Source organism: Shimia fortis (assembly GCF_040225985.1).
Lineage (GTDB): Bacteria > Pseudomonadota > Alphaproteobacteria > Rhodobacterales > Rhodobacteraceae > Shimia.
Genome location: NZ_JBBPEU010000001.1, coordinates 414,855 through 429,791 on the forward strand (window position 1 = coordinate 414,855; position 14,937 = coordinate 429,791).

Here is a 14,937-nt window from a genome sequence, read left to right on the forward strand (position 1 = left end):
TCTCGCGGGGGCGATCAAGCTGGATCGTGGTGAAGGTTTCGTGAAAGGATGCGCCAATGGATCTGGATACCATAGACGCCGAAACGTTTGGGAAATCCCTGAAGGGGCTCGGAATGAACCTTCTTGTCAAAGATGTGCGCGCCACTTCTGCCTTGTTAGAGACTGTTTTTGACATGAATGCCCATCAGGTTACTTCGGATTTTGCGATAGTTACCTATGGAGATCAGGTGTTTCAGTTGCACGCCGACCGCACCTATCATTCCAACCCCTTGCTCGGGCTGTTGCCTGAAAACGGGGCACGTGGAGCGGGGATCGAAATTCGCCTCTACAACACCGATCCCGAGTTGGCTGCGTCCAAGGCCGAGGTTGCTGGCATGCATATTCTGCAGTCTCCCACCGACAAACCCCATGGGTTGCGCGAGGCATATCTTTTGTGTGCTGATGGATATGCGTGGGTGCCTTCTCGCCCCAAGGAATAGAGTCTAACAAAGCTGAAATCCGTATATACGAGAATATCAACACGTGCTGCATCAAACACATCTGCCGATAAACTTGAAAAGCGCCCGGCTTTGGGCAAGGTTTTGAGAAACCTAATGCAGGAAACAGGGAAGGAACCAAGATGAGCGTCACAGAACTGCGCCCGAACATGGATCACTGGCAAGAACGCGTCGATCTGGCCGCGGCTTTCCGGTGGACTGCACGATTGAACCTGCATGAAGGTGTTGCAAACCACTTCAGCCTTGCAATCAACGAGGATGGCACGCGGTTTCTGATGAACCCAAACCAGATGCATTTCAGCCGGATCAAGGCGAGCGACCTGATCATTGTCGATGCCAATGATCCTGAAACACTGTCCGGGCCGGATGCGCCGGACCCCACTGCTTGGGGCCTTCACGGCGGCATCCACCGCCATTGCGCCCATGCGCGTTGTGCCATGCATGTGCATTCGATCCATGCGACGGTTCTGGCGTCCCTGGCCGACTCAAACCTGCCGCCTATTGACCAGAATACCGCGACGTTCTTTAACCGTTGTGTCATCGACGATCATTATGGTGGGCTTGCTTTTGAGGACGAAGGCGAACGCTGCGCTGCGCTTCTGACCGATCCGAAAAAGAAAACCATGATCATGGGCAATCACGGCATCATGGTAATTGGGGATACGGTCGCCGAGACCTTTAACAGGCTCTATTATTTCGAACGCGCAGCCGAAACCTACATCCGCGCTTTGCAGACCGGCCAGCCGCTGCGCTTCTTGTCAGACGAGGTCGCCGAGAAAACGGCACGCGAACTTGAAGACTATCCAGAACAAGATGTACGCCACCTAGAAGAGCTGAAAGCCATTCTGGATGAGGAAAACTCGAACTATGCAAGTTAGAGACTGATTTCGATCGAGTTGGTGGTCTTTGAAAGGTCCGGTTTTGCCGTGATCAGTCTCGAATTCGGCGCAAATCACGTGGCGCGACCCCAAACTCTGTCTTGAAAGCGCGGGTCATTGCGGCGGGATCCGTGTATCCGCTACGTACCGCGATTTCGCGAACGGACAGGTCGGTTTCAAGGACCAGCTTGCGCGCAAGGTTCAGGCGTAAACGTTTGTAAACCCGGACCGGCGGCGCCCCTAGTTCCGCTACCATCCGCGACTCAAGCGCCCTTTGCGTGCGCCCTGCGCGGCGGGCCACCTCGCCGATTGGCAGCGGATCTTCAAGGTGTTCCTGCATGATCGCCAACGCCTTGTTCAGACTCCGGCTGGTAGGGCTGCCACCCCCGGAATGTGAGCGGGGCGAGCCGGGCGTCATGAACATTTGCCGGACTTCCAATGCCAGAGCTTGACCGTGCGTTTCGGCAATCAACCCCGTCACGAGGTCAAACGCCGCCATGGCGCCAGAGCAAGTGATCCGGTCTCGATCCACGACAAACCGTTCTCGAACAGTCTCTATTTCAGGGAATCTTTCCGAGAACCGAAACAGTTCCTCCCAGTGGATCGTGGCACGATATCCTTCAAGAAGACCTGCTGCGGCCAAGAGCCAACTGCCGGTATCCATCGCGATCAACGTATCATACCGCTTGGATGCGGCGCGCAACGCCGTTTCGGTCGCCCAGCCGCCATGATCCAGAAATCCGTAAGAGGGCATCACCACCAAAAGATCGCCATTATGATCGGCAAGACGGCCATGCGGAGACACCACCAACCCGCTTGAGGAAGACAGGGGGTACCCGTCTAGGGTTAGGAACCGCCAGTCGTACAGTGTGCGGCCGGCAAGTGTATTGGCCGCGCGCATTGGTTCAACCGTGTTGGCAAGGCAATGGTTTGAGAATCCTTCAAACAGCAATACGCCAACCTGCTGCGTCGTGGCGACATTTTTTGACCAAAATTGCATGATAAATCGCTAAAGCAGCATGATATGAAGGCGCAAGTCTTTTCACATGGAAAATGACCGAGCAAGGAGCGCGCGACATGCATTTTGGGATGACCGAAGAACAGGCGATGATCGTAGAAACGACCCGCGCCTTCGTGGAAAAAGAGCTTTACCCCCATGAACTTGAAATCGAGCGGACCGGCCATCTCGACATGGACGTGATCCGGGACATCCAGCAAAAGGCGATGGCAGCCGGACTCTATGCAGCCAACATGCCCGAAGAAGTTGGGGGCGCCGGCCTCGATACACTGACATGGCTGATGTACGAAAAGGAACTGGGGCGTGCCAACTATGCTCTGCACTGGACAGGTGTTGCCCGCCCGTCAAATATCCTGATGGCGGGTACGGATGAGCAGAAGGAAAAGTATCTCTATCCCTGCATGAAAGGCGAGAAATGGGACTGTCTAGCCATGACCGAACCCGACGCGGGATCGGATCTGCGGGGCATGAAGGCGACGGCAAGACAGGATGGAGATGATTGGATCCTGAACGGCACGAAACACTTCATTAGCCACGCCGATATTGCCGACTTTGCCATCTGTTTCATGGCCAGCGGGGTAGAAGACACGCCGCGCGGCCCGAAAAAGAAAATCACAGCTTTTTTCGTAGACAAGGGAACCCCGGGATTCGAGGTGCGCGAAGGCTATGGCAATGTCAGTCACCGCGGCTACACCAACGCTGTGCTTGAGTTTGATGACTGCCGGTTGCCATCCTCAGCCATTCTGGGCGAGGTGGACAAAGGGTTCGAGGTTGCCAACACATGGCTGGGGGCAACCCGACTACAAGTTGCGGCAACCTGCCTTGGCCGAGCCGAGCGCGCGCTGCAACACTCGCTGGAATACGCAGCCGAGCGTAAGCAGTTCGGCCAGCAGATTGGCAAGTTCCAAGGGGTTTCCTTCAAGCTGGCAGACATGGCGCTGGAACTCAAAGCTGCGAACCTGCTGACTTGGGAGGCAGGCTGGAAGTTCGATCAGGGCACCGTCACGGAAGCTGACATGTCCATGGCCAAACTCAAGGCCACCGAGATGCTGGCCTTTGTCGCAGATGAGGCGATCCAGATTCACGGCGGTATGGGTCTTATGGACGAGTTGCCGCTAGAGCGCATCTGGCGCGATGCGCGTGTCGAACGTATCTGGGAAGGCACCAGCGAAATCCAGCGCCACATCATCAGCCGCGAAATGCTGCGTCCGCTTGGGGCCTAGTCCATGCAGAATTCACATGTGACCATCACATACTGTGTCGGCTGTAACTGGCTGTTGCGTGCCGGATGGATGGCGCAAGAGATTTTGCAGACCTTTCAGGGCGATTTGCATGGTGTGACGCTTGTGCCGGACGAAACGGGCGGAGTTTTTACGGTCACCGTGGATGATGTCCTGATCTGGGACCGAAAACGTGATGGCGGGTTTCCGGATGCCAAACAACTAAAGACCCGAATCCGTGACAAGATCTTGCCCGGGAAAGAGCTGGGACATCTCAACAAAAGGGGCGAAAGAACAGACTCTAACACGCCTAAAAATTATCCAAAGGAGCGTTGAAGTGATCTCCCGGGACTATTGGTTTTGCGCTGGTGTGAACCGAACCAACCGATCAATTTGCGGGGCCATCGTGCACCACAAATCACCCTGGTTCACCCAATGGGCTTCGTTTTCGGTCGCGCGGACAATGACGCGGCCGGGTTCGGTGGAAATAGTGTCGAGGGACAAGAGATTCAGGAATAGTGAGAGAGCAGCGGTCGAGAGGCACATGGCACGATCTCCTTCAAGGTTGATCAAAAACCAGAGCTGGCCTCCCGCTCTCTGGTCTGATCTTACCCTACCAGAAACCGATCTGACGCCCCACTCTGATATTGCTGCGATGCAGCATTTTGCAATTGGCACCCCCAGATTTCAGAAGATGTGCCCAAAAAAGCGGCAAGCAAACACGAGAAAACCGTATGAACACTAAGCTCAGTCGCCTGTTTTCACCCCGTTCCATCGCCGTGATCGGCGGGGGCGCATGGTGTGCGAACGTCATCGACCAAAGTCGCCGGATGGGGTTTGAAGGGGAAATCTGGCCTGTGCACCCCAAGGCGGACGAGATTGGCGGCCTCGCTGTTTATCGCAGGATTGAAGACCTTCCGTCGGCCCCGGATGCTTGCTTTGTTGGGGTAAACAGGTTCGTCACAATAGAGGCCGTGCGCCTGTTGTCCGAGCGGGGTGCGGGCGGCGCCGTGTGTTTTGCCAGTGGTTTTCGAGAAGCCGCAGCAGAAGATAATGAAGGGGCCGATCTGCAGCAGCAGTTGCTCAACGCGGCTGGCGACATGCCGATCCTTGGGCCAAATTGCTATGGGTTCGTGAATTATCTCGACGGCGCATTGCTCTGGCCCGACCAACATGGCGGCACGCGCTGTGATCGTGGCGTGGCCATTGTGACCCAAAGCTCGAACATCGCGATCAACATGACCATGCAAAAGCGTGGCGTGCCCGTCGCCTATGTCGTGACTGCCGGAAACCAGGCCCAGTCGGGCACGGCTCACATAGGAGAGGCGCTTCTTGATGATCCAAGGGTTACGGCGCTCGGTCTGCATATCGAGGGGTTTGGCGATCTGAGGGCGTTTGAGGCCCTGGCCACGAAGGCGCGAGACCTTGGCAAACCCATTGTGGCCCTGAAAGTTGGTCGTTCCGAACAGGCGCAGGCGGCAACCGTGTCTCATACGGCCTCGTTGGCCGGTGGGGACGCGGGGGCCGGGGCCTTGCTCTCGCGGCTGGGGATTTCGCGCGTTGGGTCCATTCCTGAGTTTATGGAGACCCTCAAACTGTTGCATGTCGTGGGGCGTCTGCCATCAAACCGCCTCGCCTCGATCAGTTGTTCGGGCGGAGAAGCCAGTCTTGCCGCAGATACGGCACATGGGCGGTCCGTGACTTTTCCCCCGCTGAATGACCGCCAAAAAGCGGATCTGCGCACTGCGCTGGGCCCCATGGTCGCCCTCTCCAATCCACTAGACTATCACACCTATATCTGGCGCGACACCGGGGCGATGACGCGGGCATGGTCCGCAATGATGGATCCGGATATCGCCCTCACGATGCTTGTCGTGGATTTCCCCAGAGAGGATCGTTGCGACCCGTCTGATTGGGAATGCACGATCGAGGCAGCGATCAACGCCAAGCAACAGACTGGCACCAATGTCGCCGTTGTGGCCACAATGCCTGAATTGCTGCCCGAAGGCGTGGCAGAGCGTTTGATGGCGGCGGGCGTCGTGCCCTTGATGGGGCTTGGCGAAGCGTTGGCCGCCTGCGAAGCGGCTGTGATGCCGACCGCAGGAGGGGCGCCCCCGCTTTGCCTGCCAACAGAGACTATTTCGCCAGAACTCATCCCAGAAGCCGAAGCCAAAAGCCGCCTCGCATGGTACGGTTTGCGCACCCCTCAGTTCCGCCGCGCCAGATCAACCGGAGAAGCGAGGGCCGCGGCCGTTGATATGGGGTTCCCCGTAGTGCTCAAAGGCGAGGGAATCGCGCACAAAACCGAAGCGGGCGCCGTCGCCTTGAACCTGCAAAGCGGCCAAGAGGTCAGCGACCGCGCCGCTGCCATGCCGACTGACCATTTCCTGATCGAAGAAATGGTCACGGGCGTCGTGGCCGAGTTGCTGATCGGGGTGGTCAAGGACCCGGCGCACGGGTTTGTGTTGACCTTGGCGGCGGGAGGCACTTTGACCGAACTCATGAAAGACAGCGCCAATATCCTGCTGCCGGCGACCGATGAGATGATCGAAAGCGCCCTGGACAATTTGCGATTGGCGCGGCTCTTGAATGGCTATCGCGGGGCACCGCCTGCAGACCGCGGCGCGATTCTCAAGGCGATCCGCGCGGTCGAAGCCTATGTCCTTGCCAATGCCGAAGGACTTGAGGAAATTGAAATCAACCCGCTGCTCTGCACGGCCACGGATGCGGTCGCGGCAGATGCCCTGATGCGACGGAAGGATTAGGACCATGAGCCAGGATGTTGTGAAAACCCGCCGGGATGGCGCCATTCTCGAGGTGACACTGGATCGCCCCAAGGCGAACGCCATTGATCTCGCGACCAGCCGGATCATGGGCGAAGTGTTTCTCGAATTCCGGGATGATCCCGAGCTGCGCGTCGCCATTCTGACCGGGGGCGGGGACAAGTTTTTCTGCCCCGGATGGGATCTCAAGGCTGCCGCCGATGGTGACGCTGTCGACGGGGACTATGGCGTCGGCGGGTTTGGAGGCCTTCAGGAAATGCGTGACATGAACAAGCCGGTGATCGCCGCGGTGAATGGCATCGCCTGCGGAGGAGGGCTTGAACTGGCGCTGTCGGCTGACATGATCCTTGCTGCCGATCACGCGTCCTTCGCGCTTCCGGAAATCCGCTCGGGTACGGTGGCCGATGCGGCCAGTGTCAAACTGCCCAAGCGCATTCCCTATCACATCGCGATGGAGCTGTTGTTGACGGGGCGCTGGTTCGACGCCGAAGAGGCCCATCGTTGGGGATTGGTAAACGAAATCCTACCGGCTGATCAATTGATGGACCGCGCCTGGGATCTTGCGCGTCTTTTGGCGAGCGGCCCGCCCTTGGTTTATGCCGCGATCAAGGAAATCGTTCGGGACGCCGAGGACAGCAAGTTTCAGGACGCCATGAATCGCATCACCAAAAGCCAGCTGGCCACGGTGGAAACCCTGTACCGCTCTGAAGATCAGCTTGAAGGCGCCCGCGCCTTCGCCGAAAAACGTGATCCTGTCTGGAAGGGGAAATGACCGACAAGTCTGATCTGGACCGTTTCCTCGGACCGCAGGACCAAACCCATGCGCAGGCGCTGGGCGAACTGCGGTCGGGTCGAAAACTGACACACTGGATCTGGTGGGAGATGCCACAGTTGCGGTCCCTTGGGCGGTCGCAACGTGCCCGTGACTATGGCCTTGCCGATCTGGACGAAGCGCAACGTTACCTTGCGCACCCGGTTCTGGGACCGCGCCTTGTTGCCCTGTGCGAGGCGCTTCTGCTGCATTCGAGGGAACCTCCCGAGAGCATTCTTGGCCCTGTGGATGCGCTCAAGGTGCGCAGCATGGCAACGCTCTTCGCGGCAGTCCCCGAGGCGCCCGCCGTGTTCAAGGCCCTGTTAGACATCTTTTACGAGGGGCAACCCTGTCCCCTGACCGTGGCTGAAATTAGGCTCTAACAAAGCGCAATTCGCCGATTCAGACCAAGGCACTGTTTCAGTTGACAGGCATTTGACAGCCGTCCTCTTGCAACTCGATACAGTCAACGGCAGGGTGCGCATATGGAAAAATCGCTTCTTTCACTTGGTCACGGATATTCAGCGCAAGGCCTTGCAAAACGGCTTTTACCGCAAGGCTGGCGGATTATTGGCACATCGCGCAAACCTGAAAAACTCGCCGCCTTCAAGGATCAAGGCATTGAACCGCTCGAATGGCCCTGCGATCTGCGAGAGGCTCTCAACGGTGTGACGCATCTTTTGTCCTCGATCGGCCCGGATGAGGAAGGCGACCCGGCCCTGCGGCTTGACCGGCAGGCAATTATCGATGCTGCGCCGAACCTGCGCTGGGTTGGATATCTTTCGACCACCGGCGTTTACGGCGACCACGATGGCGGGTGGGTGGATGAAACTTCTCGGACCGAGCCCGCAACGCGACGCGGCCAACGCCGTGTTATGGCTGAACAGGAATGGTTGCAGATCCCCGATCTGCCGGTACATGTCTTCCGCCTGGCCGGAATCTACGGGCCGGGGCGCGGCCCTTTTGCCAAGCTGCGCAAGGGCGTGGCCCAACGCGTCATCAAGAAAAACCAGGTGTTCAGTCGCACGCATGTCGACGATATTGCGCAGGTTCTCGAAGCGTCGATCAACCGCCCGAATCCGGGCCGCATCTATAATGTCTGTGACGATGATCCCCAGCCACCAGAGGTGGTGATCGAATACGCGGCCCAGCTTCTGGGCATTGACCCGCCGCCCGCTGTACCTTTCGAGCAGGCCGAAATGAGCCCCATGGCACGCAGTTTCTATTCAGACAGCAAACGCGTGCGCAATAACCGGATCAAGGACGAACTTGGCGTGGTGCTGAAATACCCCGAGTTCAGGGGCGCGCTTCGGGCGATGCTTGAAGAAGAACAGGGCGCATAAACCCTGTGCCGAATTGGATCGCCTGACCGGACGTTTCAGGCGCGTTTGCTGCCGATTTGCGCGACGCCCAGCGTGTCGAGAACCTTGGCCTCGATCTGCTCGGCGTTCATTGCGGCGACGTCGTACATGTCGCGCGGGCTGGCCTGGTCGATAAAGATATCGGGCAGTACCATGGAGCGGAATTTCAGGCCGGTATCAAATACCGCATTCTCGGCCAGCAACTGTGCCACATGACTGCCAAAGCCGCCAATCGCGCCTTCCTCGATGGTGATCAACGCCTCGTGCGAGGACGCCAGATCAAGGATCATCGCCTCGTCCAGCGGTTTCGCAAACCGCGCATCCGCAATGGTCGGCGTGATCCCCTTGGCCGAAAGGGCCTCGGCGGCCTTGCGCACTTCGTCAAGACGGGTGCCAAATGACAGGATCGCAACGCGTTTGCCCTGTTGGATCATGCGGCCTTTACCGATCTCCAGCGGTTCGCCACGTTCGGGCAACTCGACCCCGACGCCCTCGCCGCGAGGGTAACGGAAGGCAATCGGCCCGTCATCATGCGCCGCCGCAGTGGCCACCATATGCACGAGCTCGGCCTCGTCAGCGGCGGCCATCACCACCATGCCGGGCAGGTTGGCGAGATAGGCAATGTCAAAAGATCCGGCATGTGTGGCCCCGTCGGCGCCCACCAACCCCGCACGGTCAATCGCAAAGCGCACCGGCAGGCGCTGGATCGCCACATCATGCACAACCTGGTCATAGCCCCGTTGCAAGAACGTCGAATACATCGCGCAGAAGGGTTTCATACCCCCCGCGGCCAGCGCGGCACAGAAGGTCACGCCATGCTGTTCGGCAATCGCCACGTCGAAACAGCGGCTGGGATAGCGTTCGGCAAACAGGTTCAGTCCCGTGCCGTCCGGCATCGCAGCGGTGATGGCGCAAATCTTGTCATCGCGCGCAGCCTCATCCACCAAAGCCTGTCCAAAGACCGAGGTGTAAGAGGGTGCGTTGGACGGCGCCTTGTGCTGTTTGCCGGTCAGAACATCGAATTTGGCCGTGGCATGGCCCTTGTCGCGCGCAGCCTCGGCAGGGGCATAGCCTTTGCCTTTCTTGGTGATCACATGCAGCATTACTGGCCCGGTGGCACGCTGGTGCAAGGTGCGCAGCACCGGCAAAAGCTGTTCCATGTCATGCCCGTCAATTGGCCCGACATAAGAAAAACCCAGCTCCTCGAACAGGGTGCCGCCCACAGCCATGCCCTTGAGCATTTCCTTGGCGCGCTTGGCCCCTTCGCGGAAAGGTTCCGGCAACAGCGATACGGCCCCCTTGGCCGCAGCTTTGAATTCCTGGAAAGGTTCTCCGGCATAAAGCCGCGACAGGTAGGACGACATCGCTCCTACAGGCGGCGCGATCGACATATCGTTGTCGTTCAGGATTACGAACAGCCGCTTGTTGAGGTGGCCGGCATTGTTCATGGCCTCATAGGCCATCCCGGCCGAGATCGAGCCATCGCCGATTACGGCCACCGCATCGCCCAGCCCGCCATCACACTGCCCGCCAAGATCACGCGCCACGGCAAAGCCCAGCGCCGCCGAAATTGAGGTCGAGCTATGCGCCGCGCCAAACGGGTCATAAACGCTCTCGCTGCGCTTGGTAAAGCCGGACAGCCCGTCTTTCATGCGCAGGGTGCGAATTCGGTCGCGCCGGCCTGTCAGGATCTTGTGCGGGTAACACTGGTGCCCAACATCCCAGATGATCTTGTCGCGCGGAGTATCGAAAATCGCATGCAAGGCCACGGTCAATTCAACGACACCCAGACCCGCCCCCAGGTGGCCACCGGTTTCGGACACAGCCGACACCGTCTCGGTACGCAGTTCCTGCGCCAGCTTGGTCAGCTCCGCATCCGAGAACTGTCTGAGATCCGCGGGCGTGGTCACGCGGTCCAACAGGGGCGTTTCTGGTCTGACTGACATGGCTGTCTTTCTTTGGCGTCTTCGCTTAACTCTCGCGCGAGATAACGAAACGGGCGGCATCTCGCAAGGTTTCGGCCTCGCTCCCGTAACAATATAGGGCGTCGCAGGCATCCTGCACGAGCGCGGCGGCGCGTTTCTTTGCCCCGTCCAACCCCAGCAGAGACACAAACGTGGCTTTGCCCGCCTCGGCATCCTTGCCAACGGCCTTGCCGACCTTTGCGACGTCCCCTTCCACGTCAAGGATATCGTCTGCGATCTGGAACGCCAGCCCGAGATCCGTCGCATAGCGCGCCAGTGGCGCCGTGTCCGCTTGCGCCATGACAGCCCCAGCAGTGGCCGACCATTGGATCAGTGCCCCGGTTTTGCCGGCCTGCAACTGCGTGATTTCCTCAAGGGTCAGCGGCACCTCGGCCGTTTCCGCTGCGATATCCATCGCCTGTCCCAACACCATGCCCTGCGCCCCGGCGGCGCGCGCGAGTGTTACCGTCAGTTCCGCCCGCACGGTCGGGTCAGGGTGACATTCGGTTCGGCTGACACATTCGAACCCGAAACTTTGCAGGGCATCGCCCGCCAGAACAGCGGTGGTTTCATCCCATTTGCGATGCACAGTCGGCAGGCCGCGTCGCAGGTCGTCATCATCCATGCAGGGCAGATCGTCATGCACAAGGGAATAGGCATGGATTGCCTCGATCGCCGCCGCAGGCCAGATCGCATGTGTGCGGTCCACGCCATGTAACCGCGCGCTTTCCAACACAAGGAATGCCCGCAACCGCTTGCCCCCGGCGCTTGCATAGCGCATCGCCGCGACCACGGGCAGGGCCCCCAAAGGCGCAAGAGTGGCATCAAGATGCGCCTGCACCTCAACAGCGGCGTTTTTCAATCGGCTCTGAAACAAGGATTTACAGCCCTTCGACAGGTTTCAATCCTTCCGGATTGCCCTCGCGGTCCAGCGTGATCGCGGCCACCTTCTCTTCGGCTTCCTTGAGCTTGGCCTCGCAGCGTTTCTTCAACTCGGCCCCGCGCTCATAGAGCTTGATGGATTCTTCAAGGGCCACGTCGCCACGTTCCAGCTTGCCAACCACCTGTTCCAGCTCGGCCATGGCCTGCTCAAAGCTCAACTCGCTTACCGGCGTGTCACTCATGCGCCTCTCTCCATCAATACGCTGACATGTGCAGCCACCGAGGCCGCAAGTGCCGTCAGATCATATCCGCCTTCAAGAGTCGAGACCACGCGCCCGTCGCAATGCCTATCGGCAAGATCGCAGATCTTTTCCGTCAACCAGACAAAATCCTCGGTGTTCCAGTTCAACTGTGCCAGCGGATCCGCCATATGCGCGTCAAATCCCGCCGAGATAATGATGAGTTCCGGTTTGAACCGGTCCAGCACCGGCCAGACCTGCGCTTCATATGTCGCGCGCATCAGGCGCCCGTCGCTGTGCGGGGGCAGGGGCAGGTTATGCACGTTGTCATGCCCGCCCGTGTCTTCCGGCATCCCTGTACCGGGCCAGAGCGGGTTCTGGTGTGACGAAAAGAACAGTGCCCGGGGCTCGTCCCAAAGAAGCGCCTGCGTGCCGTTTCCGTGATGCACATCGAAATCCACGACGGCCACGCGCTCCAGCCCATGCCGTTCCATTGCGTGACGCGCGGCTATGGCGGCGGTCCCGAACAGGCAGAACCCCATCGGCGTAGTTTGCTCGGCATGGTGCCCGGGCGGGCGGCAGCCGACAAAGGCATTTTGCAATTCGTCATCCAGAACGGCATCCACCGCGGCAAGACACCCGCCAACCGCGCGGCGCGCCGCCTGAACCGATCCCGGTGACATATGTGTGTCTGCATCAAGCGCCCGCGTGCCAGTTTCGGGTTCTGCGGCAAGGATTGCGTCCAGATGGCTTTGTGGATGGCACAACAGGATATCCGCATCCGTGCAAAGCGGGGCCTCGCGCCGGACCAGCCCACCAAAGGCAGGGGCCGCAAGCGCCTCGTTGATATATTCCAGCCGCGCCACTTGTTCGGGATGGCCCGCAGGTGTCTGATGCTTCAGGCAATCGGCATGCGAAAAAAGTCCCGTGGTCATTGGTCTCCCCCCTTTTGCTTGGCGTAAAGATACCCACGCCAGAGGCCTCGAATCCTAATCTGGCGCCAGCATATATCCAGCCCCGCGGACGGTTTGCAGATACCGGGGCTGTTTCGGATCTTCTTCGATCTTGCGGCGCAGGCGGGTGATCTGCACATCCACGGCACGTTCCTGCGCCTGTCCACGATCCCGGCCCAGGTCTTCGACCAGCTTGGCGCGGCTGACCGCTTCTCCCGGACAGCCGGAGAAAATCTTCATTAACTGGCTCTCTGTGGCGGTCAGGCGGACCAGTTCGTCGCCCTGCCACATCTCGCCACGCTCGATGTCATAGCGGATCGGCCCCAGATGCAACACCTTGGGGGCGGCGTCCGCCTCGCTCACTTCGGGCATGCGCCGCAGGATTGCGTTGATCCGCAGCAAAAGTTCTTTAGGCTCGAACGGTTTTGCCAGGTAATCGTCGGCCCCCGCTTCCAGCCCCTTGATCCGGTCCTCTGTCTCGCCCTTGGCGGTCAGCAGCATGATCGGCGTCATTGAGGTTTCGCGGATTGCCCGGGTCAGCGACATGCCGTCCTCTCCGGGCATCATCACGTCCAGAACAATCAGGTCGAAATCCAGCCCCGACAGGATGCGCCGGGCATGGGCTGCATCGCGCGCCGCACTCACGAGGAATCCGTTCCGCATCAGGAATTTCTTCAGAAGGTCACGGATGCGTTCATCATCATCCACGATCAGCAGATGCGGGTCGACGTCGATCATTGTCCGTTCTCCCGCAGGCTGGCATAGCGCCGTTGCATCTCGCCATCCATCATCGCCTCGAGCACGCGGCGAAATCCGGACACGGCTTCGGGGCCTGCCTCGCGATAGGCCGCCCGCATCCGCGCGCGCTGAGCATCCGAAAGCCGGTTTTCCAGCGCCTCGCCCGCCTCGGTCAAAAACAGGTTGCGCTCGCGGCGGTCGGTTGGCCCGACCCGGCTCTCGACCAGCCCGTCCTCGATCAGGGTTCGCAGGACCCGGTTCAGCGACTGTTTCGTGACGCCCAGAATTTCCAGCAGGTTCGTCACCGTGGTGCCCGGCGCACGCTTGATAAAGTGAATCGCGCGGTGATGGGCCCGACCATAGGCCATCGTGGCCAGAATCCTGTCGGGGTCGGCGGTGAACCCACGGTAGGCGAAATACATCGCCTCGATCCCCTGTCTGAGTTGTTCATCGGTCAGATAAAGAAGGCTTTCGCCGCTATGAGACTCCGGCATGGGTTGCTACCAATCACTTTTTTGCCTGTTTATCCGTCACAATAAGTCAGCTTTATTGACACTCCAAGGCCCAACTGATAGCGAATCCCAGATTTTGCGCAACAATATGACCGGACCGGACATTTTCCGCGCAACAAATGAAAAACGATCTTATTCTCGGAGGACAGACCATGGCAGGGTCTTACGCGGATCGCGACGGTAAAATCTGGATGGACGGCGCACTCGTCGACTGGCGTGACGCCAATGTCCACATCCTCACGCACGCCATGCATTATGCAAGCTCGGTGTTTGAAGGCGAACGCGCCTATAACGGCAAGATTTTCAAAAGCCGCGAACACTCCGAACGCCTTCTAAAATCCGGCAAGCTGATCGACATGGAGATCCCCTGGACGGTCGACCAGATCGAGGCCGCCAAGGAAGAAACTCTCAAGGCGAATGGCCTGACCGATGCTTATGTGCGCGCGGTCGCGTGGCGCGGCGCTGGCGAGGACATGGGCGTGGCCTCGGCCAAGAACCCCGTCCGTCTGGCCATTGCTGTCTGGGAATGGGGCGCCTACTACGGCGATGCCAAGATGAAAGGCGCCAAGCTGGACATTGCCCAGTGGAAACGCCCGTCGCCTGAAACTATCCCCACCGCCGCCAAGGCCGCCGGTCTTTACATGATCTGCACCATCTCGAAGCACGCGGCCGAGGCCAAGGGCTGTTCCGACGCCCTGTTCATGGACTATCGCGGCTATGTGGCCGAGGCGACCGGCGCCAATGTCTTCTTCGTCAAAGACGGTGAGGTCCACACCCCGATCCCCGATGCGATCCTGAACGGCATCACCCGTCAGACCATTATTGCCATGCTCGAAGAAAAGGGCGTCAAGGTCCACGAGCGCCGCATCCTGCCAGAGGAAATGGCAGGCTTCGAACAGTGCTTCCTAACCGGCACCGCCGCCGAGGTCACCCCCGTGGGCCAGATCGGCGACTACACATTTGAGGTGGGCGATCTGACCCGCGATGTCGCCGAAAGCTACGAACGCCTCGTGCGCGCCTGACACTGTCGGGATGCGCCGGACATTCCGGTCCGCGCATCCCCCGTCCTTCATCTTGCCAA

General features: G+C 59.3%; 16 protein-coding genes. 9 read left to right on the plus strand and 7 right to left on the minus strand.

Translation table 11 applies throughout. The annotated features are described in order from the left end of the window. The first annotated feature begins 56 nt into the window (after positions 1-56). On the plus strand, positions 57-479 hold the full coding sequence (locus WNE31_RS01855; RefSeq protein ID WP_349977881.1) for a VOC family protein: 423 nt from the start codon (positions 57-59) through the stop codon (positions 477-479). A 140-nt stretch (positions 480-619) separates the two neighbouring features. Beyond that, on the plus strand, positions 620-1,375 hold the full coding sequence (locus tag WNE31_RS01860; RefSeq protein ID WP_349977882.1) for a class II aldolase and adducin N-terminal domain-containing protein: 756 nt from the start codon (positions 620-622) through the stop codon (positions 1,373-1,375). A 52-nt stretch (positions 1,376-1,427) separates the two neighbouring features. Here WNE31_RS01860 and WNE31_RS01865 read toward each other — a convergent pair whose 3' ends face one another. Then, positions 1,428-2,375, minus strand: coding sequence for a GlxA family transcriptional regulator (locus WNE31_RS01865; protein WP_349977883.1), 948 nt, complete (start codon positions 2,373-2,375; stop codon positions 1,428-1,430). A 77-nt stretch (positions 2,376-2,452) separates the two neighbouring features. Here WNE31_RS01865 and WNE31_RS01870 point away from each other — a divergent pair, with 77 nt between their 5' ends. From WNE31_RS01870 to WNE31_RS01895, 6 genes are all read left to right on the plus strand, one after another. After that, positions 2,453-3,616 (plus strand): acyl-CoA dehydrogenase family protein, encoded by a 1,164-nt coding sequence (locus tag WNE31_RS01870; protein WP_349977884.1) that lies wholly within the window; start codon positions 2,453-2,455, stop codon positions 3,614-3,616. 3 nt (positions 3,617-3,619) lie between these two features. Further along, positions 3,620-3,949 carry an Rdx family protein gene (locus tag WNE31_RS01875; RefSeq protein ID WP_349977885.1) on the plus strand — a complete coding sequence of 110 codons (330 nt, stop codon included), beginning with the start codon at positions 3,620-3,622 and terminating at the stop codon, positions 3,947-3,949. Positions 3,950-4,347: 398 nt separating this feature from the next. Further along, on the plus strand, positions 4,348-6,378 hold the full coding sequence (locus tag WNE31_RS01880) for an acetate--CoA ligase family protein (RefSeq protein ID WP_349977886.1): 2,031 nt from the start codon (positions 4,348-4,350) through the stop codon (positions 6,376-6,378). Between the two features lie 4 nt (positions 6,379-6,382). Further along, positions 6,383-7,168 (plus strand): carnitinyl-CoA dehydratase, encoded by a 786-nt coding sequence (locus WNE31_RS01885; RefSeq protein WP_349977887.1) that lies wholly within the window; start codon positions 6,383-6,385, stop codon positions 7,166-7,168. Further along, positions 7,165-7,590 (plus strand): DUF1810 domain-containing protein, encoded by a 426-nt coding sequence (locus tag WNE31_RS01890; RefSeq protein WP_349977888.1) that lies wholly within the window; start codon positions 7,165-7,167, stop codon positions 7,588-7,590. The genes WNE31_RS01885 and WNE31_RS01890 overlap by 4 nt, the downstream gene beginning before the upstream one ends. A gap of 102 nt (positions 7,591-7,692) precedes the next feature. Continuing rightward, a complete protein-coding gene (locus tag WNE31_RS01895) occupies positions 7,693-8,550 on the plus strand; it encodes an SDR family oxidoreductase (RefSeq protein WP_349977889.1) in 858 nt (285 codons plus the stop codon). Between the two features lie 35 nt (positions 8,551-8,585). Here the strand turns inward: WNE31_RS01895 and dxs are convergent, their stop codons facing one another. Genes dxs through WNE31_RS01925 form a run of 6 tightly spaced genes read right to left on the minus strand, consistent with a single transcriptional unit; the run spans position 8,586 to position 13,838 of the window. Then, positions 8,586-10,514 (minus strand): 1-deoxy-D-xylulose-5-phosphate synthase, encoded by a 1,929-nt coding sequence (gene dxs, locus WNE31_RS01900; protein WP_349977890.1) that lies wholly within the window; start codon positions 10,512-10,514, stop codon positions 8,586-8,588. A 25-nt stretch (positions 10,515-10,539) separates the two neighbouring features. Continuing rightward, complete coding sequence (locus tag WNE31_RS01905) at positions 10,540-11,409, minus strand: polyprenyl synthetase family protein (RefSeq protein ID WP_349977891.1); 870 nt, start codon at positions 11,407-11,409, stop codon at positions 10,540-10,542. A 4-nt stretch (positions 11,410-11,413) separates the two neighbouring features. Continuing rightward, positions 11,414-11,656, minus strand: coding sequence for an exodeoxyribonuclease VII small subunit (locus WNE31_RS01910; protein ID WP_349977892.1), 243 nt, complete (start codon positions 11,654-11,656; stop codon positions 11,414-11,416). Continuing rightward, positions 11,653-12,588 (minus strand): histone deacetylase family protein, encoded by a 936-nt coding sequence (locus WNE31_RS01915; RefSeq protein ID WP_349977893.1) that lies wholly within the window; start codon positions 12,586-12,588, stop codon positions 11,653-11,655. The genes WNE31_RS01910 and WNE31_RS01915 overlap by 4 nt, the downstream gene beginning before the upstream one ends. Before the next feature lie 54 nt (positions 12,589-12,642). Further along, positions 12,643-13,344: a response regulator gene (locus WNE31_RS01920; RefSeq protein WP_349977894.1), complete on the minus strand. Its 702-nt coding sequence runs from the start codon at positions 13,342-13,344 to the stop codon at positions 12,643-12,645. Beyond that, entirely contained in the window at positions 13,341-13,838 is a 498-nt protein-coding gene (locus WNE31_RS01925; RefSeq protein WP_349977895.1) for a MarR family winged helix-turn-helix transcriptional regulator, read from the minus strand. Before WNE31_RS01925 ends, WNE31_RS01920 begins: the two co-directional genes overlap by 4 nt. A 170-nt stretch (positions 13,839-14,008) precedes the next feature. On the opposite strand from WNE31_RS01925, the gene WNE31_RS01930 reads away from it, so the two are divergent. Further along, the gene (locus WNE31_RS01930) at positions 14,009-14,878 is read left to right on the plus strand and encodes a branched-chain amino acid aminotransferase (protein WP_349978247.1); all 870 of its coding nucleotides are present in this window, start codon (positions 14,009-14,011) and stop codon (positions 14,876-14,878) included. Positions 14,879-14,937: the final 59 nt, after the last annotated feature.

What these genes read in the sequence shown, in the direction of transcription:
- WNE31_RS01855 (WP_349977881.1), top strand. Translation starts at nt 57, where the DNA reads ATGGATCTGGATACCATAGACGCCGAAACGTTTGGGAAATCCCTGAAG.
- WNE31_RS01860 (WP_349977882.1), top strand. Translation starts at nt 620, where the DNA reads ATGAGCGTCACAGAACTGCGCCCGAACATGGATCACTGGCAAGAACGC.
- WNE31_RS01865 (WP_349977883.1), bottom strand. Translation starts at nt 2,375, where the DNA reads ATGCAATTTTGGTCAAAAAATGTCGCCACGACGCAGCAGGTTGGCGTA.
- WNE31_RS01870 (WP_349977884.1), top strand. Translation starts at nt 2,453, where the DNA reads ATGCATTTTGGGATGACCGAAGAACAGGCGATGATCGTAGAAACGACC.
- WNE31_RS01875 (WP_349977885.1), top strand. Translation starts at nt 3,620, where the DNA reads ATGCAGAATTCACATGTGACCATCACATACTGTGTCGGCTGTAACTGG.
- WNE31_RS01880 (WP_349977886.1), top strand. Translation starts at nt 4,348, where the DNA reads ATGAACACTAAGCTCAGTCGCCTGTTTTCACCCCGTTCCATCGCCGTG.
- WNE31_RS01885 (WP_349977887.1), top strand. Translation starts at nt 6,383, where the DNA reads ATGAGCCAGGATGTTGTGAAAACCCGCCGGGATGGCGCCATTCTCGAG.
- WNE31_RS01890 (WP_349977888.1), top strand. Translation starts at nt 7,165, where the DNA reads ATGACCGACAAGTCTGATCTGGACCGTTTCCTCGGACCGCAGGACCAA.
- WNE31_RS01895 (WP_349977889.1), top strand. Translation starts at nt 7,693, where the DNA reads ATGGAAAAATCGCTTCTTTCACTTGGTCACGGATATTCAGCGCAAGGC.
- dxs (WP_349977890.1), bottom strand. Translation starts at nt 10,514, where the DNA reads ATGTCAGTCAGACCAGAAACGCCCCTGTTGGACCGCGTGACCACGCCC.
- WNE31_RS01910 (WP_349977892.1), bottom strand. Translation starts at nt 11,656, where the DNA reads ATGAGTGACACGCCGGTAAGCGAGTTGAGCTTTGAGCAGGCCATGGCC.
- WNE31_RS01915 (WP_349977893.1), bottom strand. Translation starts at nt 12,588, where the DNA reads ATGACCACGGGACTTTTTTCGCATGCCGATTGCCTGAAGCATCAGACA.
- WNE31_RS01920 (WP_349977894.1), bottom strand. Translation starts at nt 13,344, where the DNA reads ATGATCGACGTCGACCCGCATCTGCTGATCGTGGATGATGATGAACGC.
- WNE31_RS01925 (WP_349977895.1), bottom strand. Translation starts at nt 13,838, where the DNA reads ATGCCGGAGTCTCATAGCGGCGAAAGCCTTCTTTATCTGACCGATGAA.
- WNE31_RS01930 (WP_349978247.1), top strand. Translation starts at nt 14,009, where the DNA reads ATGGCAGGGTCTTACGCGGATCGCGACGGTAAAATCTGGATGGACGGC.